The 17637-nt window shown below is 43.9% G+C and carries 14 protein-coding genes and 1 pseudogene; 7 read left to right on the top strand and 8 right to left on the bottom strand.

Annotated features, from left to right (window positions below; all coding sequences use genetic code 11):
- Nucleotides 1–153: 153 nt before the first annotated feature.
- Together Q0081_RS26765 and Q0081_RS26770 are read left to right on the top strand one after the other, a co-directional pair.
- On the top strand, nucleotides 154–699 hold the full coding sequence (locus tag Q0081_RS26765; RefSeq protein WP_298360840.1) for a gliding motility-associated C-terminal domain-containing protein: 546 nt from the start codon (nucleotides 154–156) through the stop codon (nucleotides 697–699).
- Nucleotides 700–804: 105 nt separating this feature from the next.
- Nucleotides 805–1212 (top strand): annotated as a pseudogene (locus Q0081_RS26770) (GNAT family N-acetyltransferase).
- Nucleotides 1213–1391: 179 nt separating this feature from the next.
- On the opposite strand, the gene Q0081_RS26775 reads toward Q0081_RS26770, so the two are convergent.
- From Q0081_RS26775 to Q0081_RS26795, 5 genes are all read right to left on the bottom strand, one after another.
- The gene (locus tag Q0081_RS26775; RefSeq protein ID WP_298360844.1) at nucleotides 1392–1859 is read right to left on the bottom strand and encodes a hypothetical protein; all 468 of its coding nucleotides are present in this window, start codon (nucleotides 1857–1859) and stop codon (nucleotides 1392–1394) included.
- A gap of 44 nt (nucleotides 1860–1903) precedes the next feature.
- Nucleotides 1904–3049, bottom strand: a complete 1146-nt coding sequence (locus Q0081_RS26780; RefSeq protein ID WP_298360846.1) for a hypothetical protein — start codon at nucleotides 3047–3049, stop codon at nucleotides 1904–1906.
- Nucleotides 3050–3092: 43 nt separating this feature from the next.
- Nucleotides 3093–4274 carry a histidinol-phosphate transaminase gene (locus Q0081_RS26785; protein WP_298360848.1) on the bottom strand — a complete coding sequence of 394 codons (1182 nt, stop codon included), beginning with the start codon at nucleotides 4272–4274 and terminating at the stop codon, nucleotides 3093–3095.
- Nucleotides 4275–4428: 154 nt separating this feature from the next.
- On the bottom strand, nucleotides 4429–5889 hold the full coding sequence (locus Q0081_RS26790) for a SusD/RagB family nutrient-binding outer membrane lipoprotein (RefSeq protein WP_298360849.1): 1461 nt from the start codon (nucleotides 5887–5889) through the stop codon (nucleotides 4429–4431).
- A 62-nt stretch (nucleotides 5890–5951) separates the two neighbouring features.
- Entirely contained in the window at nucleotides 5952–9140 is a 3189-nt protein-coding gene (locus Q0081_RS26795) for a SusC/RagA family TonB-linked outer membrane protein (protein WP_298360851.1), read from the bottom strand.
- An 862-nt stretch (nucleotides 9141–10002) separates the two neighbouring features.
- On the opposite strand from Q0081_RS26795, the gene Q0081_RS26800 reads away from it, so the two are divergent.
- From Q0081_RS26800 to Q0081_RS26820, 5 genes are all read left to right on the top strand, one after another.
- Entirely contained in the window at nucleotides 10003–11184 is a 1182-nt protein-coding gene (locus tag Q0081_RS26800) for a histidinol-phosphate transaminase (protein ID WP_298360853.1), read from the top strand.
- 10 nt (nucleotides 11185–11194) lie between these two features.
- Nucleotides 11195–12109: a Hint domain-containing protein gene (locus Q0081_RS26805; RefSeq protein ID WP_298360855.1), complete on the top strand. Its 915-nt coding sequence runs from the start codon at nucleotides 11195–11197 to the stop codon at nucleotides 12107–12109.
- A gap of 192 nt (nucleotides 12110–12301) precedes the next feature.
- On the top strand, nucleotides 12302–13477 hold the full coding sequence (locus Q0081_RS26810; protein ID WP_298360857.1) for an ATP-binding protein: 1176 nt from the start codon (nucleotides 12302–12304) through the stop codon (nucleotides 13475–13477).
- 13 nt (nucleotides 13478–13490) lie between these two features.
- On the top strand, nucleotides 13491–14252 hold the full coding sequence (locus Q0081_RS26815) for a serine hydrolase (RefSeq protein ID WP_298360859.1): 762 nt from the start codon (nucleotides 13491–13493) through the stop codon (nucleotides 14250–14252).
- Nucleotides 14253–14319: 67 nt separating this feature from the next.
- Nucleotides 14320–14793: a hypothetical protein gene (locus Q0081_RS26820; protein WP_298360861.1), complete on the top strand. Its 474-nt coding sequence runs from the start codon at nucleotides 14320–14322 to the stop codon at nucleotides 14791–14793.
- A 30-nt stretch (nucleotides 14794–14823) separates the two neighbouring features.
- Here Q0081_RS26820 and Q0081_RS26825 read toward each other — a convergent pair whose 3' ends face one another.
- The 3 genes from Q0081_RS26825 to Q0081_RS26835 form a co-directional block, all read right to left on the bottom strand.
- The gene (locus Q0081_RS26825) at nucleotides 14824–16005 is read right to left on the bottom strand and encodes a cystathionine gamma-synthase family protein (protein ID WP_298360863.1); all 1182 of its coding nucleotides are present in this window, start codon (nucleotides 16003–16005) and stop codon (nucleotides 14824–14826) included.
- 5 nt (nucleotides 16006–16010) lie between these two features.
- The gene (locus Q0081_RS26830) at nucleotides 16011–17363 is read right to left on the bottom strand and encodes an amidohydrolase (protein WP_298360865.1); all 1353 of its coding nucleotides are present in this window, start codon (nucleotides 17361–17363) and stop codon (nucleotides 16011–16013) included.
- Between the two features lie 124 nt (nucleotides 17364–17487).
- The gene (locus tag Q0081_RS26835) at nucleotides 17488–17634 is read right to left on the bottom strand and encodes a LytTR family transcriptional regulator DNA-binding domain-containing protein (protein WP_298354631.1); all 147 of its coding nucleotides are present in this window, start codon (nucleotides 17632–17634) and stop codon (nucleotides 17488–17490) included.
- Between the last annotated feature and the right edge of the window lie 3 nt (nucleotides 17635–17637).

Genomic DNA, 17637 nt, shown 5'->3' on the forward strand with positions numbered 1-17637 from the left:
ATCCACACAATTAACAAAAGAAAAAATCGGACCGCTGAAGCGGAAGCAAAAAAGAAAAATTACAACAACTAATAGTTTCGTTTTAAGTAATAACTGTTGTAACTAAGGGGTACATTTTATACCCTGAAAGTTTATAAAACCGGGATTTATAAATTGACCTTAGCTCAAGCTTCCTGCGCAATTACCGACTCCGTGAAAGTAACGGCAAATCCAATGCCTGTTGTAGCAGCGGACGAAACTACTTGCAGTGATAAACCTCTCATCGCCGGAGATTTCGATTCTAATTTAACTTATTTGTGGGAACACTCAGGTGAGAAGACACGCACCGTCAACATCCGCGAGGACGGCATTTATAAAGTGAAAATCACTAATCAATTTGGATGCTCAAAGACCCGAACCATTAAGGTGAACGGCCCCTGCAATACCCGCATTTTTGCCCCTGATATTTTCACTCCCAACAGTGACGGCGAAAACGATGTTTTCAAACTATTTATTTTAGGCGGCGTTCAGGTACGGCTTGACATTTACAACCGCTGGGGAAGTATCATTTACAGTGAAGAAAATGCTGCTCCTCAATGGGATGGCAAATTCAAAGGGGAAGCCTGCCAAACCGGTAACTATCCGGATATTTTAAAGTACAGGCCGCTCAACAATGATTCTGTTTATGAATTTCGGGGAGTGGTGATGGTGCAGCGATAGCTCTATTTCTACCTTGTGCAATAGTTTGCAATGAATAAAGACCCATTCTCAAACATGAAATTTAGAAAAGCACTCAAAGAAGACCTTCACTTTATTGTCCAACTAATGGCCGACGATGAATTGGGCAAATTAAGAGAAGACTTTAAAGATCCATTACCTCAGCAGTATTACCAGGCCTTTTCAACCATTGACAATGACCCCAATCAGGAATTGACCGTCATCGAAAATGAATTGGGTGAAATTATTGGAACGTTGCAGTTAAGCTTTATCCAATACTTAACCTACCAAGGGGGAATCAGAGCACAAATAGAAGCCGTTAGAATACGAAGTGACCAAAGAGGCAGGGGAATTGGCGAACAGTTATTTCGATAGGCCATTGAACGGGCCAAAGAAAAAGGCGCTCATTTGTTACAATTGACCACTGATAAAAAACGCCCCGATGCCATTCGTTTTTATGAAAATTTAGGCTTCAAAGCCTCCCACGAAGGCATGAAACTGCATTTTACTCAATAAAGCGCAGTTATCTATGTATCCGTTAACCGTTATTAGATTGATTAGATGGCATTTACATCTACTTTAAAACACGCCAGAACTTTTGTTTGATACCTGAGTAATCTCAAAAAAACAACTCCGAAGCATTCGCTTCGGAGTTGTCAGCTCAATCATTGATTATTCAAACCCACCAATAGTCTTTAATTTGCCTGTAAACGGGCTAACTTAGAGAAAGCCTGTTCTTTGTATTTTCCTGTCAATGTCAATGTAACAATACTTCCCGCTTTGGGGGCAGCTACACCAAATTCTGCCCACGTTTTTGTAATGGTTGCCCGACCTTTTGCATCGGTAGTTACATCAGCGATTTTTACGCCGGCACGAGTTGTCAGGGATACTGCCAATCCGGTAACAGGAATAGAATCAATTCCTTTCTTATAATCAAGGATATTGGTTTTGTCTAATTCCAGAATTCGCACACTTACTGTAGGGGTCGCAGTCGCTTTGGATGTAACGGTGGGTTCAGTGGTAAAACCACCACCATCACCAATCGCATTGTCAAATACCAACAAGACAGGGGCAACGACACGATCTACAAACGGATCTTCCACTTTACAAGAGGCAGCCGCAAAGACTGTAACAACGAAAAGGAGTATTTTTGCAGTTTTCATATTAAAAGCAGTTTTGTTGAAAAATAACTTCAGATTTTCAAAGGTTACGCTTTCGACAGGCGCACCATTTTCCGCCCAAATAAGGTAGGCAGCAATCCAAGGGCAAGCAAAATCACACCCGTAATGGCAATCGTGCCGGTATGTGCGAAAAATGTGCCGGTAGAAAGAATGCCCAAAATGAGCATTGTCGAGAATGGCAGCGAAAAAGCCATCACCAAGACCGCCAACTCCACACTGAAAGTGCGGCGCTCTTTGGGGATTTCCTGCGCATCTTCCCGCGAATTGAACGCTGAAATGTGAGCAAAAGGCCAAAAACTCGCTGAACTTAAAGGAATGACGGTCGCCAAAAGAACCATAGTCGGGTCAGTGATGTTCAACAGAGCAATCATTCCCGCACTGAACAGCATCGTTAAACCCGCCCGAAAAATTAATAAGGAGGCAATCAGGCGCTTTTTACGCTGTTTTAATTGAACTGCCACCCCGATAAAAATCAATACCAACGGTGTCATCATGGCACTGGTTTTGTCAAACACATCCTGCACAATCAAAGGAAGTGTTTTAAAACTAACACCAAAGCTTAACAGGATTGCCGCTGAGATAATGATGATATTGATAGGCTCCTGTACCAAATTGAGTAAAAGACTTTTGATTTTATCACCCATTCTTGTCTCTTCTGTTTTGGTGTTTTTCAGAAACATGTTCATAGCCACCACATACAGAAAAATCAACACAAAGAACTTATTCCCAACATCGCCCAAAGCGGCCATTGCTACGCTTTCTTGACCTAAAAACTCGGCAATAAAAGGAAAGCAGGAAAGCCCGGGAGCCAATGAAGGCAATAACATCACTAATGTGCGCCCCATGGGAGTATCTTTTTCGATTCCAAAAAATGGAAATGCCAAAGGCGCGGCGAAATACATAAAGAAGTTGAAAACTAACGTTAGTGCCGGTACGACAATCAATTTGGCATCAACATCTATTTTCATCAACGCGATAAAGATAGTGGCAGGCAACGCTACCGACAACACCATCTCTTTTATCCCGTTGGTTTGTTCTTTATGCTTAAATTTTGAACGCAACAGTAAACCTAACCCAATCAGTGACAAGAGGGTAATTGCTTTTTGTAAAGCTTCACTCATAATTTCAGGGAGTAGTGAGGAGTCAGAAGTGAGTAGAGAGGAGTGGAACATTTTTAATCATTCTCACTCCTGACTACTCACTCCTCGCTCCTGATTAGCTTATTGATTCAAGTGCACTTACGAATTGTTTAATTTCGTCCATCGTACCCATACTTACCCGGCACCAAGGTTTACCCTGAATTTCGTAACCTCTGACCATCAGGCCTTTAGCCATCATTTTTTGAAGCATTTCTTTGCTTGGCATGTTGATGGGGAAAATCACAAAGTTGGTGTAAGACGTTACGTATTTGTAACCCATACGATCCAGATTTTTGCAGAGATACGTTTTTACTTCGTGGTTAAGTTTACGGGTCATATCCTGAAACTCAGCGTCATCCATACTTGCCACCGCAGCCGCGATTGAAGTTTGAGTGATACCCATTCCACCGCGAGTAATTTTTTGGATTTGATCCAACGTAGCAGGCAAAGCAGCCACGTAACCAACACGCAGACCTGCCATTCCCATGATTTTAGAGAACGTACGGGCGATAATGACGTTTTTCTTTTGCGCCAACAACGACACCATACTTTGAGTATCAGCACCTACTGCCAATTCAAGATAGGCTTCGTCCACAAAAATGGGCACTTTTTCCGATACCCGTGAACAGAAGTCCAACAACTCTTTGCCGGAAGTGATGCTTCCCATAGGGTTGTTCGGATTACAGATATAGACGAGTTTAGTGTCTTTATCGATTGCCGCTTCCATGGCTTTCAAGTCGTGTGACCAATCTCCTTTGCAGGGAACGGCTTTCCAAGTAGCTCCGGTAGCTTCGGCTACTTTCACCAACGACATGTAGGTTGGGTCGGCCGAAACGACGTTTCCGCCTTTTTGGAACAATACGATCGCTACTTTTTCCAACAAATCAGACGAACCCGGTCCCATCATAATATGGTCAGGAGCGACGCCTTCTTTTTTAGCGATTTTGCTTACTAAGTTTTCCAGTTCTTTCCAAGAATAACGACTTCCCGTAGCTACCGATTCAGAAACCGCTTTACGAGCGCTCATTGGCGGACCATACGGGTTTTCGTTGGCATTGATACGTACCAGCGTTGGAGGAGTTTTAGTGGTATTGTCTAAGAAGGTCTCTCTCAACAAAGGACTGTGAAAAATATTCCCATTGGCATCCAAACGGGAAGGTGTATTAGCAAAAGCGCCAATTGCAGGAGCAGCGGCCATGCCTCCAAGGGTCATCAAACCAGATTTTAGCAAACTGCGGCGGTTGATAATCTGTGTCATTAGTATAGTGTTTTTGTATGATAATTGGTTTGTGTTTGTTCGGTTTTAAGCTACTAAGTTAATCAATTTGCAATTATTAACTTTATTATTGGCCTAAAAATTAAAAAAAATGTAAAAATTGGCAAACTTAGTTTCGTTTACTTACAAATTGTACTTATTTCTCTACCCACCAAAGCTTGGTCTTCATATTATCAGCTCCCCCATTGAGGGCGATGCCTTTATCCAAGCTGGCTTTGTTAAGGGAGTATTCACTTCCTGGATATGGCAAACGCGTTGGCAATACGCCATCGTTTTCAAATACGGCGCGCGGGTCTTTTGCAGGAAGTACGGGAAAACCAGTACGACGGTACTCCGTCCATGCTTCAATGCCAACCCCATATAGCGCCAGCCATTTCTGTTCCAGCACTTTCTCCCGGGTTACTGCTCCTACGGCAGCGAAATAAGTAGCCGGTACGGTCAAACCATATTGTTCAAAAGAAGCGCTAATGCCTGCCTCAAAATACCCTTTGGCGGTTCCGGTCGTAATGTCACCGTCAAGTACGGCTTCGGCCAAAATCAAGTTTACCTCAGCGGCCGTCATGAGTACACTTGGGGCATCAATACGGGTAAATGCGGAACCAACGTTTGAACTGGTGGCCAAATAGGTTGTGGCAATGGCATCGGGCAAACCATTGGGGTGGCCTACATATTTGCCTCCTACAGGATTTGCATAGACCGTGATACGGGTATCGTTGAGGCTATTCATTTTATCAGCAAGGGTGCTGCTGATATTCCAGTCGGTACGGCTTTCTTGGATCAACACTTGGTTCCATTCGTTGTTGCTGGGTAAAACGGAAGTGCTACGCAAAACGGTATTGTCTGCATTGGCCGTAATGATGGGGTATTTAGCAGGGTCACTCAGGATTTCACGCATAATCGCCCGCGACTCAGCCGATTTTTTGACGGCCTGACGATTGGCCAAGCGAAGTCGTAAAGAGTTAGCAAAACGTTTCCAACGCAAGATATTCCCGTTGTGAACAATATCTCCAGTAATGGCCGGTCCGGCAGGATTCAACTTCTCATTGGCAATTTTCAAATCATTCAGCAAGGCTTCATAGATTTTCTCCTGTGAGTCATAAGCGGGGGTATAAATCGCTTCGGTGGCCGTACCCCTGAGCGCATCGTTGTACGGTATTGCCCCCCAAAGGTCAGTCATCACCGAAAACAACCACGAACGCATGACCAAAGCTACTCCTTCATAATTTGCGTTAGGGGCTGTTCCTTGTGGCCCGGTTTCGGTAATAATCCGTTGAAAATTCACCAACCCATCATTAAAGAATGCTTGCCAGTTGTTGTTCTGCATGGCAGGTGATATACCGTAATTATCCCCTTCGTTAGAGTATATATTGCGCGAAAGGTACTGCATCCAAAGCATCGCACCATCGAGGTTAAGACGCTCAAAACGGGTTCTTCCGCCCCAATAACGGTCAATTGAGCGCTCAAGGGCATAAGGCAACAGGTACTGGGGACTGATTTTGGTCGGGTTGTTGGGATCCACGTTCATCTCGTCGAACTCACTCGTACAAGACGTAGCCGTAAGAATCATGGCCAAAGAGAGTAGTATGTATTTTTTCATAGTATAAGTCTGTTTGATTAAAAATGAGCTTGGTGGCAGCGATTGCCCTGCCACCAAGTAGGTTAGAATCCAAAAGTCAAGTTGAATCCTAAGCTCCGTGAACTTGGCAACTCTCCGTAGGCAAATCCCTGACGGTTTCCTCCAAAGCGATCCACTTCGGGATCAATGTGGGGGTGATTGCTGAACAAGATAGCCAGGTTACGACCAACTACTGAGAATTTCACGGTACGAATCATGTATTTTTTCAACAATGCCTCAGGAATGCTGTATCCTAAGGTCAATTCGCGCAATTTTGCATAGCTTCCGTCATAGATAACGGCTTCGTGATAGCGGCGTGGGTTGTTGTAACCATACAATTGGTTGGCCGCTACGATGATGTCGTTGGGTGCATAAACTGCTGAACCATCGGCATTTGTACTTACCACTTTCACGCCTTTTCCGATGATACCCTCTTCACGACCTACGGCCGTTTCTTCGTACTGACCCGTCCAGCGGGCTGTGCCCGTACCTTCATCGAAGAAGTCGCCGCCTACGCGTACATCCACCAAAGCCGAGAGTGATACGCCTTTGTAAGTAAAGGTGTTGCTCAAACCACCCGTCCATTTGGGCTGAATATTTCCTAAAATACGCGGCGTAGTGGATACAACCGGTAAGCCGTTGCTGTAAATAATCTGCCCGTCCGGGCTGTGCTCAAACCCGATTCCGAATAAGGTACCGTACGCTTCGCCTACCCGAGCCTCCGAATTAAGTCCGCGCTGTTGGTGCAGAATCAAGGTTGTCAAGCCATCAGCCAAAGCAATTACTTTGTTACGATTGCGTGCGTAATTGAACGCTACATCCCACGTGAAGCCACTGACTGATTTGAAAGGCGTACCGCTCAAGACGATTTCCAAGCCTTTGTTTTCAATTTCTCCCGCGTTTAGGATACGGTTATTGTAACCGCTGGCTTTCGAGATTTCAACACCGAGGATTTGATTACGAGAAGTTTGATTGTAGTAGGTTAAGTCTAAGCCCACTTTACCGCGCAAAAAGCGAAGATCCATTCCAAACTCGATACCAGTCGTAATTTCAGGCTTTAGCCCTGAGTTAGGAATAGTGACATTTTCGAAATACTGAGGCGTAGAGCCGTTCCAAGCGCCACCCGAGCGATATACTTGGTTCAATTGATAAGGACGAGCATCGTTACCTACCTGCGCCCAGCTGGCGCGTACTTTACCAAACGTCAGGATAGAACTCTGAATATTAAGTAAATCGGTAAAAACCGCACTGACCGAAGCCGAAGGATAGAAATACGAACGAGCATCGGAAGGAAGAGTACTTGACCAGTCGTTACGAGCCGTCAGGTCAAGAAATAATGCGTTGCGCCAACCCACCTGAAATGTCCCGAAAAGAGACTGCATTTCGGTTTTTTCAATCCGACTTGCCACTGTGTTGAGACTTGGCACGGAGTTAGAAAGGTTATAAAGACCATCAACGACCAACTCCCCTACCTGAGTAAAGTTACGTTTGGCATAATTCTGACGGAGAATTCCTCCAAATTGAGACGTAATTGCGAAATCTTTGGCCAACGTTTTATTGAAAGTCAAGATAGCGTCTGAGTTGGTTTCCTGCGCCCGCAGTACTTCTTCAGAATATTGACCGGGCGTACGGTTTCCGTTACGAACCCGCTCAAAGTTGATAATGTTGATACGCGTATCGGACCAAAAATCCGTTCCTGAGCGCGCCAACAAACTCAAATAAGGCGTGATTTTATAATTCAACGCAATGTTACCTACCAAACGATCTTTTACGTTGCTCAATGGCAAGTTATCGTTTATAAAGTACGGGTTAGTAAAGAAAGTGTGTTGCCAGTTTGGCGGATCGCTGTCTGGCAAACGACCGGGAAGCGCACGTTGAACGTGGGTAGCGGTATAGTCCGCGTAGTTTTTGTGTTGCTCCCACGAAATGTGGCGATGCGACCAAATAAACTGCTGTCCTTCCTGATAGCCCCGGTTTTTAGAACCCGATTTGATGTATTCAGCCGAAAGAGTTACGTTAAGCTTTGGGGTAAAGTTATACCCCGTATTTAACTTGAAGTTGTTACGGTAGAAATCATTGTTTTTCATGATACCATCCTGACCCATCCGACCAATAGAAAGGCGGAAATTGCCTTTATCGTTTCCACCTGAAAGCGCTACGTTATTAGTACGCGTTTGACCCGTTTCCCAGTATTCTTCCCAGTTGTTGGGTTGAGGAGTAAGCGGTGCCACTTCCGTACCTGACCACCAATGACGAACCAAACGTCCATCCAAAGGCGCACCCCAGCTTTCATCCGTTCCATCGGTTCCAAACAACGGGGCTGTTGGACCGTAAGCAGCGCGGTATTGCGCAATGGCAGAGCCTGTAATGGCACCCGACCAACCGTCAGAATACCAAGTACGATAGCCATTACCACCGCCATACATGTCTTGAAAATCAGGCTTTACCAAGGGGCGTTCAAACGTAATGTTCGAGTTTACTTCCACTCCAATTCCTTTGGTACCTGCCCCATTTTTGGTGGTAATCAAAATAACCCCGTTTGCCGCCCGTGAGCCGTATAATGCGGCGGCATTGGGGCCTTTCAATACACTGATGTCTTTAATGTTATCTGGACTGACCTCCGAAAGCCCGCCCCCAAATTGCTTTTCACCGCTGGTCATGGAGTTGGAAGTACTTTGATCAATAGGAACACCATCAATAACAACCAACGGTTGATTGTTTCCGGAAACCGAAGAAGCTCCCCGAATCTGTACCGTTGAGCCGCTGCCCGGTCCGCCGTTACTTTGAACACGTACACCAGCCACTCGTCCGGCAAGGTTGTTCACTATGTTGTTGGAGCGTGCTTCCACAAGCTGAGAACCTTTTACTTCCTGTACGGTATAGCCAAGTGCCTTTTTTTCTTTTTCAATACCAAAAGCGGTTACGACCACTTCCTGAAGGGCTTTTACGTCAGGTAAAAGCTCAACGTTGATGGTAGACCGAGTGCCTACCGGAATTTCCTGTACACTATATCCGATAAAACTAAACACCAGGACGGCGTTGTCATCGGGAACACTTATTTTAAAACCACCGGTCCCGTCGGTTGCTACACCCGTTCTGGAACCTTTGAGGAGTACGTTGACTCCCGGCAATACGCCTTCATCTTTGGAGGTAATCGTACCGGTGACGAACCGCTGAGCAAATCCTGCCCAAGCTGTCATCAGCAATGCTGATAGAAGTAGAGTTCTTTTCATCAAATAAGAATTTGGTTCGTAGTTATATGTTAGTTTAAAGGCAGTTCACGCTTTGCACCGACTGTGTAAATCATTGAACACAGGCCGCATATGCGCCAACAACCGTAACAGTCGGGCAAGCGTGGCCAAGCAAGAGGAAATCTTCCTCCTTTTTCTTCCCAGAAAAGTTAAGTAATCTGTCTTGTGCACAGACAGAACTAACTCTCTGTTTTCAATTTTTTCAGAATAGAGATTTTTGTTTTTTTTATTAGTACGAGAACCCAACCTGCCCCGAAAGGTCGGCTTGGCAACAGAGTTGAGAAAGAGATTTTTTACTATATGTTTAGCTCTATTCTCAGCATTAACAGACAACTACAAGTGCGGCTAAAGAAGTCTATTAATGAGTAGTAAATTGTATTTTTTCGTAACTATAAGTCGAAAGTAAGCTGATAAAATATAAAAGTCAAATTTATCAAGTACTATTTTTGATTTTTTTTAATTTTATAAGAAAAATACAATTATTTCTTTTATTTGACAAGATTTTATTCTAATATTAAGCCAATAAGCCCTATTTTTATCAACAAATAGAAAACTACATTCAAGTTTTATATTTAGGTATTTTTACATTAAAATATGAGTATTTTTGTTTTTTTAGTTTAATTTTAATTCAAAAATGACCAATATATTGATTTTTTACTTTTTTTTGTTTTAAATTATTGTTACAAAATTTGATTATAAATTATCTTTTTCTAATTTTGCATTCACTAACCATTTAGAGAATTTAAACAGTACAGGTTATCTGAATGGAAGGATTCGCCGCCAAGCGAGAGTCAAGTTTTTCCTTTTGGAAAACAAACTAAAAACCTTTATTCTAATCCTTATTATGTCATCCATCCTCAATCGTCGTGATTGGTTGAAATCAGGTTTACTTGCGTCAACCGGAATTGTATTGGGTCAATCAAGCCCGGCACTTGCTGCCCGTCCAACTTCCTTTGGAGTTTTGGATGTCTATGCCGAACGTGAAATGGAATTGGCACAGGAAGCCCTGTTGGCGGCGGCTCCCCAAATCAAAGCACGGCTTTCGTCCAACGAAAATCCGTGGGGTCCTTCACCCGCAGCTATCAAAGCAATTTCTGAAGCAGCACCCAAGGCATTTTTGTACGCAGGTGCCATTACGATGGAACTCCGTAAAGCCATTGCCGAAATGAACGGGGTAACTCCCGACCAAGTATTATTGGGAGCCGGCTCGTCTGAATTGCTCATGGCAAGTTTGATGATGGCCGCGACGAAAGGTAAAGTGATGATTGCCGAAACTTGTTATATCTCAGGTAGGGATGCCCGCGAAGACGGTGCCACCATGAAAATGGACAGAGTGCCTTTGACCAAAGACTATCAATACGACCTGGATACCATGTCTACTCGCGTCAACGCAGAGACGGCCTTGATTTATATTTGTAACCCCAACAACCCCACGGGAGTCATGTTGCCTTCCGAAAAACTGAAGTCGTTTTGCGACACAGTTTCTCCTAAATCAACGGTATTGGTGGATGAGGCTTACATTGATTACGCACCCACCCCCGCTACAGACAGCATGGTAGAATGCGTACGTAAAGGACAAAATGTGCTGATTTTGAGAACCTTGTCAAAACTTCACGGTTTTGCGGGATTGAGAATCGGCTACGCATTGGGTCAGCCAGCTTTGTTGAAAGACTTACGCAAATACTGCTCAGGAGGTTTTACCGTTTCGACGACCTCCGCCGCAGCAGCCATTGCGAGCTTTAAAGACAAAGCTTTTCAGGAAATGGTTTTAAAAAACACGCTTGAGTCGAAGAAGTTTCTTTATGACACCCTCAAAGCGATGGATTATACGTATTTGCCTTCATCAGCAAACTTTGTGTTATTTCCGATTAAAATGAAAGGGCAAATGCTTCTGCAAAAAATGATGGCCGAAGGCGTCAGTGTACGGAGTTGGTCTTTTGACCAACAGGACTGGTGTCGCGTCAGCATTGGGACCATGGACGAAATGAAAGCGTTCAAAGAAGCATTTGCCAAATCAATCAGTTAACACGCCCTTCATGAAGTTTTTATTGATTGCCTTATGGGCTGTTTGTACCTGCGCCTTTGCGCAGGTCAATCAGCGAGGGATTACCTTGGCCGAATATTCCAAAGTAAAAACAGTGATCCTCAAAAACGTTGAAAAGAAAACGTACATCCGCGACCAGGGATTCATCTTTGACCGCCCTGAGGAGAAACCGTATTCTTTTAATTTGAACGACGGCATCGAGCGCAAGATTTATTTGTACCACATCATGGATGGGGCAAGCGCTGTAAGTATCGGCTCATTCGCGGTATTTGCCATGCAGGGCAGACAAATCAATATGGCCATTCCCAACAAATTGGCCCCTAACGACGTATGGGTGCAATATCTAAATGATCTCAAAGCAGGTAACAAGACTGCTGACGGTCTTGCCGTTTGCGTTGCCTTTCTACTGGCGCAGGGAAAGACCGAAATCAAAAAAGACAGCACCACCGAAGATACTAATGACGTGTGCTTTCCTGCTGAAACATTCATTAATTTGACCGATGGCAGCGAGAAAGCCATCGCGAAAGTTAAGGTTGGCGATACCGTAACGGGTATTCGTGAAGGGAAAGTAGTGCGGGTAGATTTTCACGAAGGAAACTTCCAACTCAACCGAATTTTGGTACGTCCTAATGGTCAGGCTTGGGTAAGCACTCACCTCAAAGGCGGCCTGATTGCATTGGAAGCTACTCCAAATCATCCTATTCTAACATTGACGGGCAAGCAACCAGTAGGTCAACTCAAAAAAGGAGATTGGCTCTTTGTCCGGGATGCAGTATCGGGTCGCTACCTAACTGCCGAAATCGCTGAAATTGAAGTCAACGCCCGCACTGTCTCACAAGTGTTTAACCTAAAAACCGAAGGCGGTACATACGAAGCTGAAAGTATCGTCGTACTGGATAAAAATTAAATTTCTAAGCCCAATCCTAATTTCTACAGTTTTTAAATTTCCTATGAAGTTAAAACAAAGAGCGAGTGGTTTCACTTGCTCTTTTTGTTGTTGGTTCTTCTGCCTTGTTTTGTTCATTAAGTGCTTTATACGAAATTATTCCTGCAATTTTGGAATTAAATTCTAAATTTGCAGGAATAATTCTTTAACAGGATGGATTTTAAGCGATTTATTACGAATAGAGTATTGGAACGGATTGAAAATCTGCCGGCGGTAGCTTTATTAGGTCCCAGACAAGTTGGAAAGACAACCCTTGCGAAACAACTGCAAAAAGAAATTGCAAAAGAAAGTATTTACCTTGATCTGGAATCGCAGGAAGATTACAATAAGTTAATAAACATAGAAAGCTATTTACTGCAACGGGATGATAAATTACTGATCATTGACGAAGTACAACGAATGCTGGAATTGTTTCCTGTATTACGTTCGGTCATTGACCGCAACAGAAGTAATACACGATTTATGTTATTAGGTTCAGCATCTCCAGAATTATTGGCAAAAAGTTCTGAAACATTGGCCGGCAGAATTTCTTATATAGAGGTCAATCCTTTTATTTATCCTGAGGTGAGCGGCAGTTATTCCTTTCAACAATTGTGGCTTAGAGGAGGTTTTCCAACCATGTTGATGACCCAAAGTGAAGAAGTAAGTTTTGCTAACAGACTGGATTTTATTCAGACGTATCTGGAAAGAGAACTTCCTTTACTTGGGCTCTCAGTTTCTCCAATTATGTTGCGAAATTTGTTGCGTATGATTTCTCATGTGCATGGCAATATTATTAATTACTCTGACCTTTCCAAGTCATTAGGGATTGATGTAAATACGGTAAAACGTTACTTAGATTATTTTGAGAACTCATTTTTAATCAGAAGACTACAGCCTTACTTTGTTAACATCTCCAAGCGGTTGGTAAAGTCACCCAAAGTATATATTCGAGATTCCGGGTTGCTGCACGCTGTTGTCGGAATTGAAAACGAAGAAGATTTAGAAGGGTATATAGGCAAAGGCAATTCGTGGGAAGGATTTGTTATCCAACAAATTATAGCGCAATTGAAACCTTCCGTTTATCCCTATTATTACAGAACACAAGACGGCTCAGAGCTGGATTTAGTATTGGTTAAAGGACTCAGCCCCGTTTTAGGAATAGAAATAAAATATGCCAACGCCCCAAAAATCACCAAAGGAACGACGGTGGCCTCGCAGGACTTAGGTACTCTACCCGTGCTGGTAGTAACGCCTTTTGCTACGGAAGATTATGAATTAAGTCCAACCACAAAAGTTACTGACTTTAAAAGACTTTTTACCCACCTCAGCCAAATGAAATTGATATAAAATCGTTTAACCCATGCAAAAATACTCAACCTGCTTCATTACATTTTTATCCATTTTCCTGACTGTTTCGATGGGTTATTGTCAACCCAAAACGGATGATTTTCTAACGAAGTTATTTGTACAAAACTCTCATCCTATTTTTCAGGAAGTAATCAAACACCCTGATACTTACCGACTTCAGATTATTTATACGCAAATCAACCGCGACAAAAACAACCAACCATCTTTCAAAAATTATTATTTCAACGTTGACAGTACCTTTTATTTCAATCCCGCTTCTACCGTCAAATTGTCGTTGGCTCTGTTGGCATTGGAGAAACTGAATCAAATGAAACAACCGCAGGTGAACAAGTTCACGTCCATGCAATTTGATACGGCTTTTAGCGGGCAAACCAACGAATGGAAAGATGATACCTCGCCCAACGGGTTTCCATCCATTGCGCATTTTATCAAAAAAGCCTTTTTGGTGAGTGACAATGACGCCTACAGCCGAATGTATGAATTTGTGGGACAGGAAACTGCCAATCGCGTTTTACACGCCAAGGGCTATCCGGATACACGCATCACCCACCGATTTGTACGTATGACACCCGACGAAAATCGCCATACCAATCCTGTCCGTTTCATTAAAGAAGACGGCTCACTGATTTATAAGCAACCTGCGACTTACAACCAAATGCCGTTTGATTTCAGCCGAATTGCTAAAATTGGAAAAGGATATATGACCGGCAAAGACAGCCTAATTCACGAACGGTCCGCCGTAGCGGCCCATTGATTTTACGACGAGAAACAAATTACCTTTAGAAGCCTTTCATCAGCAACTGAAATCAGTATTATTTCCATTGTCAGTACCTGTAAAACAGCGTTTTGACTTAACAAAAGATGATTATAGCTTTCTCTACCAATACCTGTCTCAATTCCCGGGCGAAACCAATTATCCCAAATACGACGGAACGCAATACTACGACAGTTACGTAAAATTCTTTTTTCAGGACAGCCTGCACCATCAATTGCCCGAAGGCGTGAGAGTATTCAATAAAGTAGGTTGGGCCTACGGTTTTTTAACGGATGCCTCTTACGTGGCTGATTTTAAAAACAAGGTGGAATTCCTGCTTTCGGCTACTGTGTATGTCAACAGCGACGGGATTTTGAATGATAATAAGTACGAATACGAAAGCGTTGGTCATCCGCAGCGGCGGACCGTCATTTTTGTATCAGTTGGGACAAACTATTTATCAATACGAACTGACTCGCAAAAGAAAAAACGCACCCGATTTGAGTGCGTTTCAAATTCAATACGAAAAGCGGCTGAATGATGATCGGCCGACGGTCAAAGATGTTGACAATTAGAGAGCAGCCAATGCCTGATCCAAATCTGCAATAAGGTCTTCTACATTTTCAATTCCGACCGAATAACGAATCAGACTTTCGGGAATTCCTAACAGTTTGCGTTGTTCTTCGGTCAATTCAACGTGGCTGGTTGTGCGCGGCGGTCCGGCAATTGTACTCACCGAACCTAAACTTGCAGCTAAGTGAACCAACTTTAGTTTTGGCAAAAACGATTTAACCTGTTCGTAACCACCTTCCAACGAGAAACTTAAAATACCCCCAAAACCGGACATCTGTCTTTTAGCAATAGAATGACCGGGATGCGATTCGAGTCCGGGATAAAACACACTGCTTACTTTAGGATGGCTTTCCAGAAAATGAGCAATTTTAAGGGCCGAAGCATTTTGGCGTTCAATTCTGAGTTCAAGCGTTTTCATGCCTCGCGCTATCATGTAGGCTGCTTCGGGATGAATACTTGCTCCGTTTATTTCCCGAAACTGAAATACCTTTTTGACTAATTCGCGGTTTCCGCAAAGCAGGCCGCCCATGGCATCGGAATGTCCGCAAAGGAATTTTGTGGCACTGTGCACTACCAAGTCTGCTCCTAATTTAAGCGGGTTTTGGTTGACGGGTGTGGCAAACGTACTGTCAACTACCACTACGGCATTTACCTTATGAGCTGCTGCAGCCAATCGCTCAATATCAACGACTTTTAGGGTAGGGTTAGTAGGTGTTTCCAAGTACAACACATCGCATCCTTTTGCAATTTCCGCTTCCAATTGTTCAAAATCCGTTGTATCACAAAGGGTTACGTTGACTTGGTAATCGGGCAAAAAATCCAAAAACAGCTTACTCGTTCCGCCGTAAGTATCCTTGAGCGACACCACCCGTTTGCCCGAAGTCAGCAACGCAAAGAGCGTATTGCTGATAGCCCCCATTCCCGTAGCAAAGGAAGTAGCAGCTTCGGCCCCTTCCAATGCCTTGATTTTTTCTTCCAAAACGTGCACCGTCGGATTCGTATTCCGACTGTAAATATACCCTTCCGCCTTTCCGGTGGCGACGTTGTGCCATTCATCCAAATCTTTGTAGCCGTACGTTACACTGTTAACAATGGGAGGAGTAACGGCTCCTTCGGGAAAAAGTTCGGTTTCGCCTCCCCAAACCGAAGCCGTACCTTTTTGATAATCAGAAAAATTCATTTGTCTTATTTGGTTGAATGATATTGCTCTATATAATCTAATGCCAAATGGCATAATGTTTTGACACCTACTCCCAAGCTCCCTTCATCCATCTGAAAATCAGGAGTATGATGCAATACTTCGAGCGGTTTTTTCCCTTTTGGCAAGGCTCCGACTCGGAAAAAGAAAGCCGGTACCTTTTGGGCATAATACGCAAAATCTTCGGCACCCGTACCGGCCGGCACCAAAATGACATTGGACGCGCCTACCAACTTTTGGAGAGTCGGTACCATTTGCGCCGTCAGGGGATGACTGTTGAAAACCATGGGGTCCTCGGAACTGATTTCCACTTCGGCAGTGGCACCGGCGCTTTGGGCAATGAAAGTAGCTATTTCTCGGATTCGCTGATGAATGGTTTTCTGCATAGAAGCATCAAACGTCCGGATAGTCCCAATCATGACGGCTTCTTCGGGAATGATATTTTGGCGATTTCCGGCATTGAACGCCCCCACCGTCACCACGGCGGCATTTTCGGTAAGGGGTAAATTTCGACTTACGATGGTTTGAAGACCCAATAAAATCTGAGCTCCGGTAATGATGGGGTCAACGCTCGCCCATGGCGATGCTCCGTGGCTTTGCTTGCCCTTGACCGTAATTTTGAAAATATCATTGGCCGCATAAAATCCACCCGGGCGAAACGTAATGACGCCTGTTTCAGTGCCGGAGGCAATGTGCTGGCCAAAAATGACATCGACTTTGGGATTGTCAAGCACTCCTTCTCTCACCATTAACTTGGCACCTCCCTCCTCCCCCGTCGGAGGCCCTTCTTCGCAAGGCTGAAAAATAAATTTGATGGTCCCTTTCAGTTGGTTTTTAACAGCAACCAACGCTTCGGCCGCCCCCATAAGCATGGCCACGTGTGCATCATGGCCACAGGCGTGCATGACTCCCGTCGTTTTACCATTATACTCCGTCGTTACAGTTGATTTGAACGATGAATTTCCGCGTTCCGTGATGGGAAGTGCATCCATATCGGCTCGCAGAGCCACGACCGGCCCTTCAAAAGGTCCTTTTAAAATACCTACAACACCCGTTTTTCCCACTTGGGTTTTTACTTCTATTCCCAATGACTGAAGGTGCTGAGCAATCTTTTCGGCTGTTTTGAATTCACGATTTCCCAATTCCGGATGTTGGTGAATATCGCGCCGCCATTCAATCACTTTGGATGTAACAGCATCCGCAATTTTATCTACCTGAGCCAATAAAACAGGATTTGATGCACTAACTGGCTTAATGGAAGTGAGTTGAGAGAAACTGAAACGAGGCAGCAAAACACAGGTAAACAGGCAGCTAACTACTATTTTTTGTAAAGATTTCATCGAACGAATTTAGATGGACAAAATACCAGAAAAACCGCTACATCGCAATCTTAGACCGTACTAATTTTAGTTACCAATAGAAACTCTGTAGATTTTTGTTAGCCAACGAAATTTGGGCAAGCACTCATAACCATCCAAACCGTTCCACCAATTTCTCTTTTTGACTGCGGGCTACGGTGATACTCTGACCGTCGGTCATGATGACATAACTGCCTTCCCCTTTCATAAACTTGGCGATATGGTCGAGGTTGATGAGGTGCTGACGGCTCACCCG

The organism is Runella sp., assembly GCF_027484545.1.
Taxonomy (GTDB): Bacteria; Bacteroidota; Bacteroidia; order Cytophagales; family Spirosomataceae; genus Runella.

Bases quoted from the DNA above. Each gene is read 5' to 3' on its own strand.
- Q0081_RS26775 (WP_298360844.1), bottom strand. From the start codon at position 1,859: ATGAAAACTGCAAAAATACTCCTTTTCGTTGTTACAGTCTTTGCGGCT.
- Q0081_RS26780 (WP_298360846.1), bottom strand. From the start codon at position 3,049: ATGTTCCACTCCTCTCTACTCACTTCTGACTCCTCACTACTCCCTGAA.
- Q0081_RS26785 (WP_298360848.1), bottom strand. From the start codon at position 4,274: ATGACACAGATTATCAACCGCCGCAGTTTGCTAAAATCTGGTTTGATG.
- Q0081_RS26790 (WP_298360849.1), bottom strand. From the start codon at position 5,889: ATGAAAAAATACATACTACTCTCTTTGGCCATGATTCTTACGGCTACG.
- Q0081_RS26795 (WP_298360851.1), bottom strand. From the start codon at position 9,140: ATGAAAAGAACTCTACTTCTATCAGCATTGCTGATGACAGCTTGGGCA.
- Q0081_RS26800 (WP_298360853.1), top strand. From the start codon at position 10,003: ATGTCATCCATCCTCAATCGTCGTGATTGGTTGAAATCAGGTTTACTT.
- Q0081_RS26805 (WP_298360855.1), top strand. From the start codon at position 11,195: ATGAAGTTTTTATTGATTGCCTTATGGGCTGTTTGTACCTGCGCCTTT.
- Q0081_RS26810 (WP_298360857.1), top strand. From the start codon at position 12,302: ATGGATTTTAAGCGATTTATTACGAATAGAGTATTGGAACGGATTGAA.
- Q0081_RS26815 (WP_298360859.1), top strand. From the start codon at position 13,491: ATGCAAAAATACTCAACCTGCTTCATTACATTTTTATCCATTTTCCTG.
- Q0081_RS26825 (WP_298360863.1), bottom strand. From the start codon at position 16,005: ATGAATTTTTCTGATTATCAAAAAGGTACGGCTTCGGTTTGGGGAGGC.
- Q0081_RS26830 (WP_298360865.1), bottom strand. From the start codon at position 17,363: ATGAAATCTTTACAAAAAATAGTAGTTAGCTGCCTGTTTACCTGTGTT.